Origin of the sequence: Belnapia rosea (assembly GCF_900101615.1) — a bacterium.
Taxonomy (GTDB): Bacteria; Pseudomonadota; Alphaproteobacteria; order Acetobacterales; family Acetobacteraceae; genus Belnapia; species Belnapia rosea.
This window is the reverse complement of sequence record NZ_FMZX01000006.1, coordinates 48,113-65,473: the sequence shown is the minus strand read 5'-3', so window position 1 is coordinate 65,473 and position 17,361 is coordinate 48,113. Positions and strand designations below refer to the sequence as shown.

General features: G+C 73.7%; 12 protein-coding genes. 6 read left to right on the top strand and 6 right to left on the bottom strand.

Annotated elements, in window-relative coordinates; all coding sequences use genetic code 11:
- Positions 1-9 precede the first annotated feature (9 nt).
- From BLR02_RS13260 to BLR02_RS13250, 3 genes are read left to right on the top strand one after another with little or no spacing between them, the layout of a single operon-like run.
- On the top strand, positions 10-999 hold the full coding sequence (locus BLR02_RS13260) for a Bug family tripartite tricarboxylate transporter substrate binding protein (protein ID WP_245704765.1): 990 nt from the start codon (positions 10-12) through the stop codon (positions 997-999).
- On the top strand, positions 999-2,003 hold the full coding sequence (locus BLR02_RS13255) for an NADPH:quinone oxidoreductase family protein (protein ID WP_090565485.1): 1,005 nt from the start codon (positions 999-1,001) through the stop codon (positions 2,001-2,003). The genes BLR02_RS13260 and BLR02_RS13255 overlap by 1 nt, the downstream gene beginning before the upstream one ends.
- A 9-nt stretch (positions 2,004-2,012) precedes the next feature.
- Positions 2,013-3,446, top strand: a complete 1,434-nt coding sequence (locus tag BLR02_RS13250) for a DHA2 family efflux MFS transporter permease subunit (protein ID WP_090663531.1) — start codon at positions 2,013-2,015, stop codon at positions 3,444-3,446.
- Positions 3,447-3,543: 97 nt separating this feature from the next.
- Here BLR02_RS13250 and BLR02_RS13245 read toward each other — a convergent pair whose 3' ends face one another.
- Genes BLR02_RS13245 through BLR02_RS13235 form a run of 3 tightly spaced genes read right to left on the bottom strand, consistent with a single transcriptional unit; the run spans position 3,544 to position 8,118 of the window.
- On the bottom strand, positions 3,544-3,876 hold the full coding sequence (locus BLR02_RS13245; RefSeq protein ID WP_090663530.1) for a DHCW motif cupin fold protein: 333 nt from the start codon (positions 3,874-3,876) through the stop codon (positions 3,544-3,546).
- Positions 3,873-6,965 (bottom strand): efflux RND transporter permease subunit, encoded by a 3,093-nt coding sequence (locus tag BLR02_RS13240; protein ID WP_090663529.1) that lies wholly within the window; start codon positions 6,963-6,965, stop codon positions 3,873-3,875. The genes BLR02_RS13245 and BLR02_RS13240 overlap by 4 nt, the downstream gene beginning before the upstream one ends.
- Before the next feature lie 22 nt (positions 6,966-6,987).
- Entirely contained in the window at positions 6,988-8,118 is a 1,131-nt protein-coding gene (locus tag BLR02_RS13235; protein WP_090565477.1) for an efflux RND transporter periplasmic adaptor subunit, read from the bottom strand.
- Positions 8,119-8,404: 286 nt separating this feature from the next.
- Between BLR02_RS13235 and BLR02_RS13230 the strand changes: the two genes are divergently transcribed.
- From BLR02_RS13230 to BLR02_RS13220, 3 genes are read left to right on the top strand one after another with little or no spacing between them, the layout of a single operon-like run.
- Positions 8,405-13,507 (top strand): alpha-2-macroglobulin family protein, encoded by a 5,103-nt coding sequence (locus BLR02_RS13230; RefSeq protein ID WP_090663528.1) that lies wholly within the window; start codon positions 8,405-8,407, stop codon positions 13,505-13,507.
- Positions 13,507-15,456, top strand: coding sequence for a penicillin-binding protein 1C (gene pbpC / locus BLR02_RS13225; protein WP_090663527.1), 1,950 nt, complete (start codon positions 13,507-13,509; stop codon positions 15,454-15,456). Before BLR02_RS13230 ends, pbpC begins: the two co-directional genes overlap by 1 nt.
- On the top strand, positions 15,453-15,947 hold the full coding sequence (locus BLR02_RS13220; RefSeq protein ID WP_090663526.1) for a YaiI/YqxD family protein: 495 nt from the start codon (positions 15,453-15,455) through the stop codon (positions 15,945-15,947). The genes pbpC and BLR02_RS13220 overlap by 4 nt, the downstream gene beginning before the upstream one ends.
- Before the next feature lie 9 nt (positions 15,948-15,956).
- Here BLR02_RS13220 and BLR02_RS13215 read toward each other — a convergent pair whose 3' ends face one another.
- From BLR02_RS13215 to BLR02_RS13205, 3 genes are read right to left on the bottom strand one after another with little or no spacing between them, the layout of a single operon-like run.
- Positions 15,957-16,232 carry a hypothetical protein gene (locus BLR02_RS13215; protein ID WP_090565469.1) on the bottom strand — a complete coding sequence of 92 codons (276 nt, stop codon included), beginning with the start codon at positions 16,230-16,232 and terminating at the stop codon, positions 15,957-15,959.
- A gap of 46 nt (positions 16,233-16,278) precedes the next feature.
- Entirely contained in the window at positions 16,279-16,647 is a 369-nt protein-coding gene (locus tag BLR02_RS13210; RefSeq protein ID WP_090565467.1) for a hypothetical protein, read from the bottom strand.
- Complete coding sequence (locus BLR02_RS13205; RefSeq protein ID WP_245704764.1) at positions 16,644-17,324, bottom strand: RluA family pseudouridine synthase; 681 nt, start codon at positions 17,322-17,324, stop codon at positions 16,644-16,646. Before BLR02_RS13205 ends, BLR02_RS13210 begins: the two co-directional genes overlap by 4 nt.
- Positions 17,325-17,361 lie beyond the last annotated feature (37 nt).

Sequence of the window (17,361 nt, the reverse complement as noted above, 5' to 3'; positions counted from 1 at the left end):
TAACGAGGGATGAGGGAAGGGGAGGCGATGCCGGTCACGCGGAGGATGGCGCTCGGGATGCTCGGCGCGGGGGCCATGGCGCCCGCCAGGGGCCGGGCGGAGGATTGGCCCAGCCGGCCGGTCCGCTTCGTGGTGCCCTATCCGCCGGGCGGGCCGACCGACATCCTCGGCCGGGTGATCGTGACGCGCCTCGGGCAGGATCTCGGTCAGCCCATGGTGGTCGAGAACCGCGGCGGCGCCTCGGGCGTCATCGGCTCCGAGGTGGTGGCGCGGGCGGCGCCGGATGGCGCGACCTTCCTGATCAACGCCTCCATCCACCTGATCATCCCGCATCTGAACCCGTCCATGCCCTTCGACGCGGTGGCGGATTTCACCCCGGTGACGAATATCGCCATGGTGCCGCTGGTCGCCGTGGTGAACCCGAAGCTGCCGGTGCGGACCATCCCGGAGCTCATCGCCTATCTCAGGGCGAATCCGGGCCGCGTGTCCTACGCCTCCTCCGGCAACGGCTCGGCGCTGCACCTGGCCGGCGAGATGTTCAAGCTGATGACGGGGACGGAGATGGTCCATGTCCCCTATCGTGGTGCCGGGCCGGCGGTGCAGGACCTGATCGCGGGCAATATCCAGCTTATCTTCGACAGCATCCCGAGCAGCGCGGCCGCCGTGCGCTCCGGCCTGCTGCGGCCGCTGGCGGTGACGACGGCCCGGCGCGTCGCTGCCTATCCGGAGCTGCCGACCGTCGCCGAGGCCGGCGTGCCGGGCTTCGAGATCGCCACCTGGTACGCCGTCTGGGCCCCGCCCCGGACGCCGGCGCCCATCGTCCTCCGGCTGCAGCAGGCCGTCGCCGCCGCCGTGCAGGTGCCGGAGGTGCGCGAGCGGCTGGGGGTGCTCGGCGCCGACCCGGTGGCGGACAGCCCGGAGGATTTCGCCGCCTTCTGTCGGCAGGAATATGCCCGCTGGGGCAAGCTGGTCCGCGAAGCCAATGTGAGGCTCGACTGATGCGTGCCGTCCTCTGCGAATCCTGGCGTGAATTCGACGAGCTCGAGCTGAAGGAGGTGCCCCCGCCGCCGATGCGGCCGGGCGGCGTCCGCATCCGCGTCGAGGCGGCCGGCGTCTCCTTCGCCACCCAGCTGGTGGTGGCCGGCAAGTACCAGCGCAAGCCGCCGCTGCCCTTCACCCCGGGCACCGAGGTCGCCGGCACGGTGATCGAGAGCGCGCCGGACGTGGCGGACCCGCTGCCGCCCGGCACCCGCGTCTTCGCCGTGCTCGACTGGGGCGGGATGGCCGAGGAGGCGGTGGCGGATGCCATCCATGTCGTCGCCATCCCCGACGGGCTGCCGCTGGAGCCGGCCGTCGCCATGCCGATCAGCTACCCGACCGCGGCCGCGGCGCTGATGTGGCGCGCCCGGCTGGCGCCCGGCCAGTGGGTGCTGGTGCATGGCGCCTCGGCCGGGGTCGGCCTTGCCGGGGTGGAGGTGGCGCGCGCCCTCGGCGCCCGGGTCATCGCCCGTTGCGGCGCCGCCAAGCGGGGCGTGCCGCTGGCCCGCGGCGCCGATGTGGTGCTCGACAGCGCCGAGCCCTTCCGCGACGCGGTGCGCGAGGCGACCGGCGGCGCCGGCGTCGCCGCCGTGCTCGACACGCTGGGCGGCCCGGTCTTCGACGAGGGGCTCCGCTGCCTCGGCGACGGCGGCACGCTGGTGACCATCGGCTTCGCCGCCGGCGGCATCCCGCAGCTGCCGGTGAATCTCCTCCTGCTCAAGAACATCGCCGTGGCCGGGCTGAACTGGGGCAGCTATGTCGGCTGGTCCCCCGGCGACAACCGCCAGCTCCATGCGCCGCGTGCCCGGGCGCTCTGGGCGCAGCTGGTGCAGTGGTGGGCCGACGGCGCGCTCCGCCCCGAGGTCCATGCCGGCTTCCCGCTGGCCCAATTCCGCGAGGCGATGGCCGAGGTGAGCGGCCGCCGCGCCAGCGGCCGGGTGGTGCTACGCCCCCACGAGGCGTAGCCTCGCTGGATGACCGAGACCAGCGCGCCCAGGCCCGATCCGCGCCTCACCGCCGCCATCGTCGCCAGCGCGCTCTTCATGCAGAATCTCGACAGCGCCGCGGTGACCACGGCGCTGCCCGCCATGGCGGCCGATATGGGGGTGGAGCCGGCGCGCCTCGGCGTCGCCATCACCGCCTATCTGGTGTCGCTCACGGTCTTCATCCCCGTCTCCGGCTGGGTCGCCGACCGGTTCGGGGCGAAGCGCGTCTTCATGGTGGCGATCGCCATCTTCACCCTGGCCTCCATCCTGTGCGGCCGCGCGACGGGCGTGCCGGAGATGATCGCCGCCCGCGTCTTCCAGGGCTTCGGCGGCGCGATGATGGTGCCTGTCGCCCGCCTCCTCCTGCTGCGGCAGGTCCGCAAGGAGGAGATGCTGAGCGCCATGACCTGGCTGACCATGCCGGCCATGATCGGCCCGATCAGCGGCCCGCCGCTCGGCGGCTTCCTGACCGATGCCTTCGGCTGGCAGTCGGTCTTCCTCATCAACGTCCCGATCGGCCTGCTCGGCCTCACCCTCGTCGCCTGGAAGATCGAGGACATCCCCCCCGGCGACCCCGGCCCGCCCGACGTCGTCGGTCTCGTCCTGATCGGCCTGGCGCTCGCCCTCTTCATGTTCGGCCTCGAGACCATCGGCCGCGGCGTCGTCACCGCGGGCATCGCCGAGGCGGCGCTGGTCCTCGGCCTGATGTTCGGCTGGGCCGCCATCCGCCACTGCCTCCGGGCGCGGCGCCCGGCCCTCGACCTTTCCTTGCTGCGGATCACCACCTTCAACCAGGGCACGCTGGCCGGCAGCCTGTTCCGCATCGGCGCCGGGGCGACGCCCTTCCTCGTGCCGATGCTGCTGCAGGTGGGCTTCGGCAAGACCGCCTCCGCCGCCGGCCTCGTCTCCTTCGCGACCGCCCTCGGTGCGCTGGTGATGAAGCCCCTGGCGCGGCCCATCCTCCGCCGCTTCGGCTTCCGCAGCGTGCTGATCGGCACCTCGGCGCTGGCGGCGGCCGGCGTCGCGGTGGCGGCGCTCTTCACCCCCTCCTGGCCGCTCTCGGCGATCTTCCTGCTGCTGGCGGTGGGCGGGCTGTTCCGCAGCCTGCAATTCACCGCGCTGAACACCCTCTCCTTCGCCGATATCCCCGCCCACCGGCTCTCGGCGGCGACGAGCTTCTCCGGCACGGTGCAGCAGCTGGCGCCGGCCCTCGGCGTGGTGCTGGCGACGACCAGCCTCGAGGTCAGCAAGTCGCTCGCCGGCCACCATGTGGCGGAGGTGCCGGATTTCGCCGCTGCCTTCGTCGTCGCGGCGCTGGTGGTGCTCGCCTCCTGCCCCTTCTTCCTGCGCCTGGCGCCGGATGCGGGGGAGGAGGTCAGCGGCCATGTCCGCCTGGCCGCCAAACGCGCCCCGGCGGAGTAACGCGTGATCGCCGCAGGTTGGAACGGCCGGAGGCGTGAATCACGCGGTCCCACAAGAGCCTGGAGCGTGATCCGTGGTCACGCTCCAGGCGTCCGGGTCAGTCCACGATGAACAGCTTCGCCCCAGTGCGGGTGGAGGAGCGGTGCGGCGAATCGCCGGAATCGGAGACCTCGTAGCCCATTCCCGGACGGAGGGTGAAGCGCCGCCCGTCCTTCAGCTCGGTCTCCAACTCGCCCTCCAGCACGTAGAGGACATGGCCGCGGTCGCACCAGTGGTCGGCGAGGTAGCCCGGCGTGTACTCGACCTGCCGCACCCGCAGGTCGCCGATGGCGAGCGTCCGCCAGATGGCCTCGCCGGTCTCGCCCCGGTGGCGGGTCTCCGCCACGGCCGACCAGTCGGTGACGGTGAAGGGAAGGGTGGGGATCTTCATTCCGCGGGCGCCGCTGCGATGGGTGCCTGCCGCCACTTGAAGGTCAGGCGACGCGCCAGCCCATCGAAGCCGAGATAGAGCACGGGGGTGACGAAGAGGGTGAGGACCTGCGAGACCGCGAGGCCGCCGACGACGGCAAGGCCGAGCGGCTGCCGCAGCTCCGCCGCCGCGCCCCAGCCGGCGGCGATCGGCACCGCGCCGGCGCCGGCGGCCAGCGTCGTCATCAGGATCGGCCGGAAGCGCACCAGGCAGGCCTCCCGCACCGCGGAGAAGGCCGGCTCGCCCGCCCGCTGGCGTTGCAGGGCCACGTCGACGATCATGATGGCGTTCTTCTTCACCAGGCCGATCAGCAGCAGCACGCCGATGACGGCGATGACCGAAAGGTCGAGCCCGAAGGCATAGAGCGTCAGGAACGCCCCGAGCGCCGCCGCCGGCAGGCCGGAGAGGATGGTCAGTGGGTGGATCAGGCTCTCATACAGCACGCCGAGCACCAGATAGACGATGGCGATGGCCGCCAGCACCAGCGCGCCCTGGCCGGCCAGCGCCTCCTGGAAGACCTGCGCCGCGCCGCTGAAGCCGGTGACGATGGTGGGCGGCATGCCGAGCTCCCGCTCCGCCGAGCGGATGGCGTTCACCGCATCGCCCAGCGCCACGCCGGGTGGCGTGTTGAAGCCGATGACCACCGCCGGCAGCTGCCCCTGATGCGAGACATTCAGCGGCCCCGACTTCCGCTCGATGCTGGCCACCGCCGAGAGCGGCACCAGCCGCCCGGTATTCGAGCGGATATGGAGCTTGGCGAGCCCCGTCTCGTCCCGCTGGTCCTCCGGCAGGGCTTCGAGGATGACCTGATAGGCATTGGCCTGCCCATAGAGCGTCGAGATCTGCCGCGCCCCGAAGGCCGAGAACAGCGCCTGCCGCACCGCATCCACCGAGACGCCGAGCGAGGTCGCCCGGTCCCGGTTGACGTTCACCTGCACCACCGGGCTGTCGATCTGCAGGTCGGTGTTCACGTCCTGCAGCTGCGGGATCTTGAGCAGCTGCTGCTCCATCCGCTGCGCCCAGTCATAGAGCTCGTCGAGCCTGAGGCCCTGCAGCGAGTAGAGGTAGAGCGTCCGCGTCTGCCGCGAGCCGAAATTGAGGTTCTGGATCGGCTGGACGAAGACGCGCAGCCCTGGGATCTGGCCCGTCTCCCGCCGGAGCTGCTGGATGACCTGGACGATGCCCGGCCGCTCGTCGGCCGGCTTCAGCTCGACGAAGAGCCGCCCCTGGTTGATCGAGATGGAGCCCCCGGCCGCGCCGATATTCGAGACGACATTGGCGACCGCCGGGTTCTCGCGGAGCTTGCGCGAGAGCTCGTTCTGCCGCTCCACCATCGCGGCAAAGGAGGCGCCGCGCGGCCCCTCCGTGTTGATCGCCAGCAGCCCGGTATCCTCGATCGGGAAGAAGCCCTTCGGGATCACCACCGCCATGTAGCCCGCCGCCCCGAGCGAGGCGAAGAAGGCGAGCCAGACGAGGAAGCGGAAGCGCAGCGCGAAATCGAGCAGGACGGCATAGCCGCGCTCGACCCCGCCCACCAACCGCTCCAGCACCCGCTCGACGAGGCCGGGCCGGCCATGCGCCGGCAGCCGCGAGGCCATCAGCGGCGTCAGCGTCAGCGAGACGATGCAGGAGGCGATGACCGCGAGCGAGACCGTGGCGGCAAAGGCATTGAACACCCGCCCCACCACGCCCCCCATCAGCAGGATCGGCAGGAAGACCGCCACCAGCGAGAGGGTGATCGAGAGCACGGTGAAGCCGATCTCCCGCGAGCCCTTGATGGCGGCCGGGATGGGCGCCATCCCCTCCTCGATATGGCGCATGATCGCCTCGAGCACGACGATCGCATCGTCCACCACCAGCCCGACCGCGATGGTCAGCCCCAGCAGCGTCACGTTGTCGATGCCGTAGCCCATCACATACATCAGCCCGAAGGCGACGCAGAGGCTGATCGGCACCGCGACGGTCGGGATCAGCGTGGCGCTGAGCTTGCGGAGGAAGATGAAGCAGACCAGCACCACCAGCCCGATGGCGATGGCGAGGCTCTCCTGCACGTCATGCACCGCCGCCCGGATCGACTTCGAGCGATCCAGCATGATGTTGATCTTCGCCCCCGGCGGCAGCGCCGCCTCCAGCGCCGGCAGGCTGGCCTTCACCCCGTCCACGACATCGACCGTGTTGGCATCCGGCTGGCGCAGCACGGCCAGCACCAGCGCCCGCTCGTCGTTGCGCCAGGCGGCGATGCGGTTGTTGGCCACGCCATCGGCGACCGAGGCGATCTCGCTCAGCCGCACCGGCGAGTTGGGCCGGCCGGCGACGACGAGGTTGCCGAAGGCCGCGGCATCCTGCGGCTGGTCGTTGGCGCGCAGCGTCAGCTGCTGCCGCTCGCCATTCATCAGCCCGACCGGCGTCGCCGAATTCGCCTGGGCGATCGCCTGCTGCATCGTGTCGAAGGCGAGGCCCATGGCCGCGATCCGGTCCGGGTCCAGCCGGACGCGCACGGCATAGAGCTGCTCGCCATAGGTCTGCACCTGCGCCACGCCCGGCACGCGGGACAGCGCCGGGCTGATGATCGTGCTGACGAGGTCGTTCAGGTAGTACAGGGGCTTGTCGCCGCCCGAGACGGTCAGCAGCACCACCGGCGCATCGGCCGGGTTCACCTTGCGGTAGTTGGGCGGCACCAGCATGTCGACCGGCAGCCGCCGCTGGGCACGGGTGAGGGCCGCCTGCACATCCTGCGCCGCAGCGTCGATGTTCTTCGACAGCACGAACTGCACGGTGATCTGCGAGGTGTCCTGCCCGTTGATCGAGCTCATCGAATCGACGCCGGCGATGGTCGACAACTCGCGTTCGATCGGCAGCGCCACGCTGGTCGCCATCGTCTCCGGGCTGGCGCCGGGGAAATTGGCGAAGATGGTGATGACGGGGAAATCCACCCGCGGCACGGCGGCGACCGGCAGGCGCGTATAGGCGATGATGCCGGCGATGATGGCGGCCAGCGAGAGCAGCCCGGTCATCACCGGGCGGCGGATGCAGAGTTCGGAGATGTTCATCCTGGCCGATGCCCCTGCCGCTTCACTGGACGCTGGAGACGCGTTGCGGCGCCGGGCCGCGCTCCACGGCGCGGGTGCCCTCGGTGACGCGCTGCGCCCCATCGACGATCACCTTCTCGCCCGCCTGCAGCTCGCCGGTGACGACGGCGCGGTCCCCGGCCAGCCGCACCAGCTCCACGTCGCGGCGCCGGGCCGTGTTGTCGGGGGCGAGGACGAAGACGAAGCGGCCGGTCTGCCCGGTCTGCACCGCCGGGCCCGCCACCGTGATGGCACCCTCCTGCACCCGGGGCGCGATCTTCACCTGCACGTATTGCCCGGGCCAGAGCCGGAATTCCGGATTGGGGAAGCGGGCCTTCAGCAGGATCGTGCCGGTCGTCGTATCGACCGCGCTGTCGATGAAGACCAGGGTGCCCTCGGCCGGCGCCTCGCTGTCGCCATCGGCGCGGGCGGTGACCTTGGGCGGCTCGCGGTACATGGCGGCCCGCACCTCGGGCAGCCAGCGCTCGGGAATGGCGAATTGCACCAGGATGGGGTCCATCTGGGTCAGCGTCGTAATTGCCGTGTTCTCCGCCTGGCGGACGAAATTGCCGGCGCGAAGCGGGATGGCACCGAGCCGCCCATCCATCTCCGCATAGATCGTTGCATATTCGATGCCGAGCCGGGTCTGCTGGATCAGCGCCTCGGTGGCCTTGGCATTGGCCGCCGCGGCCAGCGCATCGGCCTGGGCCTGCTCGAAGCGCTGCTGCGAGGCGAAGCTCTCGCCCCGCAGCGACTGGTAGCGCACCGCATCCGCCTGGGTCCGCGCCATCTGCGCCCGGTTGCTGGCCAGCTGCGCCTCCTGCTGGGCCAGCAGCGCCTGGGCGAGGCGGGCGTCGAGGGTGAAGAGCGGCTGGCCCCGGCGGACCATCTGCCCCTCCGTCACATGCACCCGCTCGATCTGCCCATCGACGCGGGTGCGGATGGTGACGACGGATTCCGAGGCGATGATGCCATTGGCCAGGATCTCGATCGGCACCGGGCCGACCTGCACCGCATCCGTGGTGACCGGCACGCCGCCGCCGGCCTGCTGCGACCGGGCGGAGGCCACCGGCAGCAAGGCCAGGAACGCTACGAAGGCGAGGCGTCGCAGTCGCGGCAGGTGGCGTCGCGTCATTCGTCCCGTTCCCCAGGGCCGCAGGCGCGGCCGTCAGCCGGTCAGCCAAGGGTGCTGGCGGCCCTTGCTATACGCCGGATCGCCGCCGACCCCACGATCCATAGACAGAAAATGAATGTTCTGCCGTGTTGATCAAGGCGTCTTAGTTTTTATGCAACGAGCATGCCATTGGCCGGGCGCGAGACGCAATCCGCAACGGTTTCACGTTTCTTCACGGCGTGATCCAATCGGCAGGGCGGCTGTGCCATTCTCGGCACCGCTTCGACTATCGGGGGCCTTCTGCGGCATGCGCCTGCTTCTCGTCTTGCTCGGCCTGTTGTGCTGCGCCCCGGCGGTGCGGGCCCAGGGTTTCGACCTGCCCGGCCTCTCGGCCGATGCCGACGCCTGGCAGCGCGAGCTGAATCGCCGCTTCCCGGCCGGGGCAACGCCGCAGCAGCGCATGGCGGCCGAGCAGCGCGCCGCCCAGGCCGAACGGGCCGGGAATTGGGCGGCTGCCGCCCAGGCCTGGGAAGACCGCGTGGCAGGTGGCGACCCGCGGCCGGAACACTGGCTCGCCCTGGCCCGCGCCCAGCTGCAGAAGGCACCGCCCGACGCCAACCGCGCCCTCCAGGCCGCCTGGCTGAATTTCCAGGTGGTCGCGGCCGGGGAGCCGGAGATTCCGGCACTCCTGCTCATGGCCGAAGCCTTGCAGCGGCTCGACCGGCCGGCCCAGCAGATCCAGGCACTGAACGCCGTGCTCGAGCGGGCGCCGGGCAATCCACGCTACGGGCAGATGCTGGCCGATGCCCGCCGCGCCGCCGGCCTGCTCATCGCCCGCATCAATACCGAGCCGGAGGCGGAGCCGGCCCGCGCCTGCCTCGCCTTCACCGTTCCCCCCGCCCGCCGCACCGACTGGCAGCCGGGGGACTGGGTGCGGACCGAGCCCGCCATCCAGGGCCTCTCGGTGACGCGGGAGGGCGACCAGCTCTGCATCGCCGGCCTGCCCAACGGCGCCACCACCCGCCTGCTGCTCCGCGCCGGCCTGCCCGGCGAGGACGGCCAGCGGCTGAACCGCGACGCCCAGCTCCGCATCGCCATGCCCAACCGGGCGGCCAGCATCGTCTTCGATTCCAGCGGCTTCCTGCTGCCGCGCGGCCAGGCACCCAGGATCGGCTTCGCCACCATGAACCTCTCGGCGCTCAACCTCCGCGTCGTGCGGGTGACGGAGCGCAACCTCGTCCCCTTCGGCCGCAACTGGAGCCCGGGCACCGCCCTCGACAGCTGGACAGCGGATGAGGTGCCCGAGACCTGGGGCCGCACCGTCTGGGAGGGCCGGATCGACCTGCCCCGCTTCGAGGCCAACCGCCTCCAGCGCCAGGTCATCCCCCTGCCGGAGGCGCTGCGGGCCGCCGGGCCCGGCCTCTACGCCCTTGTCGTGAAGCCGGCCGATGGCACCCGTGCCCGCGTGGCCGGGCTGCCGATCATGGTGACGGATCTCGGCATCACCGCCTGGCGCAGCCCGCAGGGGCTGGCGGCGCAGGTGAGGGGCCTCGGCGCCGGCCAGCCCCGACCGGGCACGCAGGTACGGCTGCTGGCCACCAACAACGATATCCTCGCCGAGGCGGAGACCGGGCCGGACGGGCTCGTCCGCTTCGCCGCGCCCCTGCTGCGCGGCGGGGGGGCGATGGCGCCCAAGGCGTTGCAGGCCTCGCTCGGCGACGACCTGGTGCAGCTCGACCTCGAGAGCGCGGCCTTCGACCTCTCCGACCGCGGCGCGACGGGCGCCGCGCATCCCGGCGCCATCGACGCCTTCGCCTGGCTCGACCGCGGCATCTACCGCCCCGGCGAGACGGTGCATGCGGCAGCGCTGATCCGCGACGGCGGCGGTGCCCCGCTCGACATCCCGGCGCGCTTCCGCCTCCGCCGGCCCAACGGCAGCGTCTATGCCGAGGCGGTGCCGGCCCGCACGCCGGGCGCCGCCATCCTCTGGCCGATCCCGCTCGGCAGCAGCGCCCCGGCCGGCGCCTGGACGCTCGAAGTGCTGGCCGACCCGAACGACCCGCCGGTCGGCCGCGTGGAATTCCGCGTCGACGCCTTCGTCCCCGAGCGGCTGGAGGTGAAGGCCGGCCCCGCGCCCGGACCGCTGGTGCCCGGCCAGGCACTCGACCTGCCGGTCCAGGCCCGGTTCCTCTACGGCGCCCCCGCCGCAGGCCTGACCGGCAGCGCCGAATTGCGGCTGGAGGCGCTGCGCTCGCCCTTCCCGCAATACAGGGACACCCTCTTCGGCCTGGTGGACGAGCAATTCGCCCCCGACCTCATCCCCTTCGAGATCGAGGCGCTGGACGACCAGGGCGCCGGCAGCCTCACCCTCGCCCTGCCGCGTGCGCCCGACACCACGCGCCCGCTGCGGGCCGAGCTCTCCATCGCCATCGACGAGCCGGGCGGCCGGTCCTCCCGCACCTCGCTCACCCTGCCGGTGCGGACCGGCGGGCGGATGATCGGGGTCAGGCCGCTTTTCCCCGACCTCGCCATCGATGCCGGGGCGGAGGCAGGCTTCGAGATCATCGCCCTCGACCCGGATGCGCGGCCCGTCGCCGCCCGCCTCCGCGCCCGGCTGGTGCGGGAGAGGCCCGACTGGCGCATCGTCAGCCGCGGCGGCATGGCCCGCTACGAGACCGTCTGGCGCGACGAGGCGGTGGACAGCACCGACCTCGCCGTGACCGCGGCCGGGCCCGCCCGCTTCGCCCGCCGCCTGCCTTTCGGCCGCTACCGGCTGGAAGTGTCGGAGCCGGGCGGCATGGCCATCACCTCCATCCGCTTCCGCTCAGGCTGGGCCGGGGGCGAGACGCCGGAGGTGCCGGACAAGGTCGATGTCGCCGCCGACCGCCGCGCCTATGCGCCGGGCGAGACAGCGCGCCTCCGCATCACCCCGCCCTTCTCCGGCCCCGCCAGCCTCGCCGTGCTGACCGACCGGCTGGTCTCGCTCCGCGAGATCCAGGTCGCCGAGGGCGGGACGGAGGTGGAGGTGCCGGTCGAGGCCGTCTGGGGCGCCGGCGCCTATGTCGCCGTCACCGCCTTCCGTCCGGGCGAGACGCGCCAGGGCCATCCCGGCCGCGCCCTCGGCCTTGCCTGGGTGCAGGTCGATCCCGGCTCCCGCCGCATCGAGGTCTCGATCGGCGCGCCGGAGCGGATCACGCCCCGGCAGAGCCTCGCCGTGCCGATCCGGCTGGCCAATGCGGGGGAGGGCGCCACCCTGACCCTCGCCGCCGTGGATGAGGGCATCCTCCGCCTGACGCGCTTCGAGAGCCCGGACCCGGTGCCGCATGTCATGGGCCGCCGCCGCCTCGCCGTCGATATCCGTGACGATTACGGCCGCCTCATCCCGCCGCCCGAGGGCGAGCTCGCCCTCCTCCGCCAGGGCGGCGACGAATTCTCGGCCGGCGCCATCGAGATCCCGCAACGCACGGTCGCCCTCTTCTCGGGCCCCGTCGCCGTGGCGCCGGACGGCACCGCGACCGTGACGCTCGACATCCCCGACTTCGCCGGGGAGCTGCGGCTGATGGCCGTCGCCTGGGCCGGCAACCGCATCGGCGCCGCCAGCAAGCCGCTGACGGTGCGGGACCCGGTGATCGCCGAGGCGCTGCTGCCGCGCTTCCTCGCCCCCGGCGACGAGGCGCGGCTGCCCATGCTGCTCAGCAACCTCGACCTGCCGGAGGGCGAGATCACCGCCACCCTCTCCGCCGAGGGCGCCATCGCCCTGGCGGGACCGGACAGGCTCTCGGCTCGCCTCGCGCCCAATGCCCGCGCGCTCCCCACCAGCACGCTGCGCGCCACCGCAGCGGGCCAGGGGGTGCTCCGGCTGACCGTCGCCGGGCCGGGCGGCTTCACCGCCAACCGGGAGTCGCGCATCACCATCCGCTCCTCCCGCCCCGTCACCACCGAGGTCGTGGCGCAGGAGGTCCCGGCCGGGCAGGAACGCCCGCTGGCGGTCGCCGCCGATCGCTGGCTCGCCGGCACCTGGCGCGCCGCGGCCAGCTTCGGCGGCCCGACGCGCTACGATGCGGGCGGCATGCTGAAGCTGCTGGAGAGCTACCCCTTCGCCTGCCTGGAGCAATCCTCCTCCCAGCTCCTCGCCTTCGCCGCTGGCGGCGCCGATGGGCTGGCAGGCGATGAGCGCGCCGCCCGCCTCCAGCGCGCCGTCGAATGGGTGCTCAACAAGCAGCGTTTCGATGGCGGCTTCGGCCTCTGGTCCGCCCAGGGCGAGATCCAGTACTGGACCGGCGCCTATGCGACGGAGGCCCTGCTGCGTGCCCGCGCCGCCGGCGCCACGGTGCCCGAGGCGGCGCTCGAGGATGCGCTGAAGGCCATCGCCGAGCAGGCCGAGGATGTCTCGGCCGATAATCCGGAGGAGCGCGCGGCCCAGGCCTACCGCCTCCATGTCCTGTCGCTCGCTGGCCGCCCCCGCCTCGGCGCGGCGCGGCGTCTGCTGGAGGATCTCGACCAGCTGCCGACCCCGCTCGCCAAGGCCCAGCTCGGCGCCGCCTTCGCCCGGGCCGGCGACCGGCCGCGCGCCGAGGCCGCCTTCGCCGCAGCGCTGGCCGCCCCGGCCCGCCGCCCCTGGCTCTACGACTACGGCAGCGCCGCCCGCGACGCGCTGGCCGTCGCCGCCCTGCTGAAGGAGAGCGGGGTGCTGCCCGACCGGCTCGCCACGGCGCAGGCGGGTCTGCCCGGCCCCGACTTCACCCCGCAATCGGCGAATACCCAGGAACAGGCCTGGGGCGTCACCGCCGCCTCGGCGCTCGGGCGTGACGGGCGGCCGGTGCGCGTCGCGGTGAACGGCACGCCGCAGGCGCCGGCACCGCTCCTCGCCGTCGCGCTCCAGGCGCCGGGCGTGGTGCGGAACCTCTCCGACACGCCGGTCTGGGCCAGCCTCTCCATCACCGGCATCCCGGCCCAGCCGGCACCCGCCGGGCGCGCGGGGATGCGCATCGCCCGCCGCTTCCTCGACCTCGCCGGCCAGCCGCTCAATCTCGACACGCTGAAGCAGAACACCGTCTTCGTCCTGCTGCTGGAAGGCCGGGCCGAGACGCGGGAGGCGCATCGCGCCATCCTCCAGCAGGGCCTGCCGGCGGGCTGGGAGATCGTCGGCCGCCTCTCGGCCGGCGAGGTGGCGGGCATGCCCTGGCTCGGCACCCTGACCGAGACCGCGGCGACCCCCGCCCTCGACGACCGCCTCGCCGCCGCGCTCGACCTGACGCCGGAGGCGCCCGACTTCCGCATCGCCATCCGCCTCCGCGCCGTCACCGCCGGGCGGTTCGAGCTGCCCGGCGCGCAGGTCGAGGACATGTACCGGCCGCAGGTCTTCGCCCGGCAGAATACCGGGCGGATCACGGTGCTGCCGGCCGACTGATGCGGCGCTGGCTCCCCGCGCTGGCGCTGCTGGCCGGGGCGGGCTGGGTGCTCGACCGCGCCTTCCCGCCCGACCTCTCGCGGCTGCAGGCGGTGGGGCAGGAGGTGCTGGCCCGCGACGGCCGGACGCTGGCCACCCTCCCGGCCCCGGGCGGGGTCTGGCGTCTGGCCACCACCACCGCCGATGTGCCGCCGCATCTGATCGACCTGCTGGTCACCGCCGAGGACCGCCGCTTCCGCTGGCATCCGGGCGTCGATCCCCTGGCGCTCGGCCGTGCCGCCCTGCAATGGGCCCTCGCCGGCCGGGTGCTCTCCGGCGGCTCGACGCTCACCATGCAGGCGGCCAGGCTGCTGGAGCCGCGGCCGCGCACGATCCGCAGCAAGGCGATCGAGGTCCTCCGCGCCCTGCAGCTGGAGGCGCGCTACTCGAAGGACGAGATCCTCGGCCTCTGGCTGACCCTGGCGCCGATGGGCGGCAATATCGAAGGGGTACGGGCCGGCTCGCTCGCCTGGTTCGGCCGACCCTCCCTGCGGCTCGACCCGGCCGAGGCGGCGCTGCTCGTGGCCATTCCCCGGCGCCCCGAGGCACTCCGGCCCGACCGCCATCCGTGGCGCGCCCGCCTCGCCCGCAACGCCCTGCTGACCGCGCGCGCCGCCGGTGCCCCCGGCATCACCCCGGCCGATACCGACTACGCGCTGACCGCTCCGGTGCCCGCCGCCCGCCAGCCCATGCCGCGCCTCGCCCCGCATCTGGCGCGGGAGCTGGCCCGCCATGCGTCCGGCCCGCGCCTCCCGAGCACGCTCGACCTCGCCCTGCAGCGCGCGGTGGAGGAGGTCGCCGCCACGGCGCTTGCCGGCCTGCCGGAGCGCGCCTCGCTCGCCATCCTCGTCGCCGACCACCAGGCCCATGAGATCCGCGCGCTGCATGGCGGCGCCTTCGGGGCGGAGGGCAGAGCAGGCGCCCTCGACCTGACGCGGGCCATCCGCTCGCCCGGCTCGGCGCTGAAGCCGATGCTCTATGCGCTGGCCTTCGAGGCCGGCATCGCGGCGCCCGATACGCTGCTGGCCGACCTGCCGCGCCGATTCGGCAGCTATGCGCCGGAGAATTTCGACGGTGGCTTCGCCGGCCGCGTCACCGTCGCCGATGCGCTGCGGCATTCGCTGAACCTCCCCGCCGTCGCCCTCCTGGCGGAGCTTGGCCCGCTGCGCTTCGCCTCCGCCCTGAAGGCGGGCGGGGCGCTGCCAAGGCTGCCGGCCGGGGCGGACCCCTCGCTGCCGCTGGCGCTCGGCGGCCTCGGCGTCACCCTGCGGGAGATGGCCGGGCTCTACGCCATGCTCGGCGGCGGGGGGCAGGCGGTGCCGCTCCGCCTCCAGCCCGGCCGCGATCCGGCGCCCCGCCGCGTCCTCGACCCCCGCGCCGCCGGCCTCGCCGCCGCCATCCTGGTCAACCCCTTCCCCGGTGGCGGGCCGCAGGGCATCGCCTGGAAGACGGGGACGAGCTGGGGCGGGCGGGATGCCTGGGCGATGGGCCTCGATGCCCGCCATGTCGCCGGCATCTGGGTCGGCCGGCCGGATGGCACGCCGCTGCCCGGCGCCACCGGCGCCCGCACCGCGCTGCCCCTGCTCGCCCGCGTCTTCGAGCGCCTGCCGCCCAATCCCCGCCCGGGCCTGCCCGTCCGTGCCGCCGCGCCGCCGATGGCGGAGGCGCTGGACCGCCTGCGCCTCTCCTTCCCGCCGCCCGGCGCCGTGCTGGAGGAAGGGGAGGGCCATGTCACCCTCCGCGCCTCGGGCGGCCGCCGCCCCTTGACCTTCCTCGTCGATGGCCGCCCTCTGCCCGCCGAGCCGGCCAAGCGGGAGGCCGCCTGGGTCCCCACGGGGCCGGGTTTCTACCGCGTGACGGTGCTGGATGCGGCCGGTGCCGCGGCACGGGCGGAGGTCAGGGTGCGATGACGACGCTCTTCATCGATGGTGATGCCTGCCCGGTGCGGGAGGAGGCCTTCCGCGTCGCCACGCGGCTCGGCCTGCCGGTGAAGGTGGTGGCCAATGGCAGCCGCCCGATCCGCCCGCCCGGCCTGCCGAATGTGGAGATGATCCTGGTCGCCGAGGGCGCCGACGCGGCCGATGACTGGATCGCCGAGCGCGCCACCCGGGGCGATGTCTGCATCACCGCCGACATCCCGCTGGCCTCGCGCTGCCTGGCGCGGGGCGCGCGGGCGCTCTCCTTCAAGGGCCGCCCCTGGACCACCGACAATATCGGCGGGGCGCTGGTCGGCCGCACCATCTCCCAGGGGATGCGCGACATGGGCCAGATGACCGGTGGCCCGGCGCCGCTGACCAAGGCCGATCGCTCCCGCTTCCTGGCCGCGCTGGATGCCGAGATCGCCGCCGCCCGGCGCGATGCCGCTACGCCGCCGCCACGGGCCTGGATCCCCTTCGAGTAGCCCGCGGCCTCACCGCGTCCGCCGCGTCTCGTCCTCGACATGCGGCGCGGGGACGGACGCGCCGGGCGCGAGCTGGCGCGACAGGTCGTTCAGCTCCTGCAGCTGGCGCCGGTCCCGCTCGGCGGCCGGGCTGTCGGGCGGCGGGCGGACCTGGCGCTCCACCTCGCCGGAGGGGAATTGCCGGCCGCCGAGGCTCGGCACCCGGTCCGGCGGCACCCGCGACGGCTCCTGCGCCGCCAGCGGCCCGGCGAGGAGTGTGAGACCAAGGAGGAGGACATGGCGCATCGGGCAGCTCCTTTCCCCCAGCCCAACGCTCCGTCCGGGGCAGCGTTCAGGAGCAGCCCTGCCGGTCCAGCCTCTCCCGCGCCAGCCGCACCGAGAAGCCCGCGCGGTCGAGGCCCCGGCGGATGCGTTCGACCTCTGCCGCGCCCTCGTTCTCCTCGGCAAGCCTGGCGGCCTCCCCCAGATGCTCGGCGGCTTGGCGGCAGCCGCAGCCGGCGAGATGCCGCGAGGCTTCCGCCAATTGCCCGGCCGCCTGCCGCGCCGCCTCGCGCCCAGCGAGGAGGGAGGTGGCCGTGGCGCCCGCCCGCAGCGGCGCCTCCGCCCCCCGCATCGCCTCGAGCCCGAGGCCCATCCCGCAGCCGCTGCGCTGGGCCGCGGCCGGCACCGCCGCCAGCAGCAGGATGAGCAGCGGGATCATGGCCGCCAGCCGCAGGTGGCCAGCGCCTCCCGCATATGCGGCGGCGGTGGCGCGGTGGCGCTGACGGGCGGGTCGAGCGGCAGGGCGATGGCGCGGGCGAGAAGGTGCATCCGCCCCTCGCCGCCGCCATAGCGGGCATCACCGAGGATGGGGCAGCCGAGATGGGCGCAATGCACCCGGATCTGATGGGTCCGCCCGGTGCGGGGGCGGAGCTCCAGCCAGGCAAGGCCCGGCCCCCGGCCAAGCACGCGCCAGCGCGTCCGGGCAGGCTGGCCGGCAGGGTCGACCGCCATCCACCAGCCCTCGCGCGCCGTGCTGCGCTTCAGCAGGGGCGCATCCACCGTGCCCGAATCGGCTGCCGGGCCGCCGCGCACCACGGCCCAGTAGGTCTTCGCCGCCCGTCCTTCGGCGAACAGGGCGCCGAGCGCCGCCAGCGCCGGCTTGGTGCGGCCGAGCACGAGGCAGCCGGCCGTATCCTGGTCCAGCCGGTGCGCCGGCTGCGGCAGGCGCCGCTTGCCGAAGGCCAGCGCCGGCAGCCAGTCCTCGATCGAGGCGCCACCCCGTGGCCCGGCATGCACCGGCAGCCCGGCCGGCTTGTCGAGAATCAGCACGGCCTCGTCCCGGTGGAGCAGCCGCTCCGCCGGGTCGGTCCGGCCAGGCCCTGAATCTGGCGCCACTCCACACCTCGATCACTCGCGGCGGCAGCATAGGCGG

What these genes read in the sequence shown, in the direction of transcription:
- BLR02_RS13235 (WP_090565477.1), bottom strand. Translation starts at nt 8,118, where the DNA reads ATGACGCGACGCCACCTGCCGCGACTGCGACGCCTCGCCTTCGTAGCG.
- BLR02_RS13215 (WP_090565469.1), bottom strand. Translation starts at nt 16,232, where the DNA reads ATGCGCCATGTCCTCCTCCTTGGTCTCACACTCCTCGCCGGGCCGCTG.
- BLR02_RS13260 (WP_245704765.1), top strand. Translation starts at nt 10, where the DNA reads ATGAGGGAAGGGGAGGCGATGCCGGTCACGCGGAGGATGGCGCTCGGG.
- BLR02_RS13250 (WP_090663531.1), top strand. Translation starts at nt 2,013, where the DNA reads ATGACCGAGACCAGCGCGCCCAGGCCCGATCCGCGCCTCACCGCCGCC.
- pbpC (WP_090663527.1), top strand. Translation starts at nt 13,507, where the DNA reads ATGCGGCGCTGGCTCCCCGCGCTGGCGCTGCTGGCCGGGGCGGGCTGG.
- BLR02_RS13220 (WP_090663526.1), top strand. Translation starts at nt 15,453, where the DNA reads ATGACGACGCTCTTCATCGATGGTGATGCCTGCCCGGTGCGGGAGGAG.
- BLR02_RS13255 (WP_090565485.1), top strand. Translation starts at nt 999, where the DNA reads ATGCGTGCCGTCCTCTGCGAATCCTGGCGTGAATTCGACGAGCTCGAG.
- BLR02_RS13245 (WP_090663530.1), bottom strand. Translation starts at nt 3,876, where the DNA reads ATGAAGATCCCCACCCTTCCCTTCACCGTCACCGACTGGTCGGCCGTG.
- BLR02_RS13210 (WP_090565467.1), bottom strand. Translation starts at nt 16,647, where the DNA reads ATGATCCCGCTGCTCATCCTGCTGCTGGCGGCGGTGCCGGCCGCGGCC.
- BLR02_RS13240 (WP_090663529.1), bottom strand. Translation starts at nt 6,965, where the DNA reads ATGAACATCTCCGAACTCTGCATCCGCCGCCCGGTGATGACCGGGCTG.
- BLR02_RS13230 (WP_090663528.1), top strand. Translation starts at nt 8,405, where the DNA reads ATGCGCCTGCTTCTCGTCTTGCTCGGCCTGTTGTGCTGCGCCCCGGCG.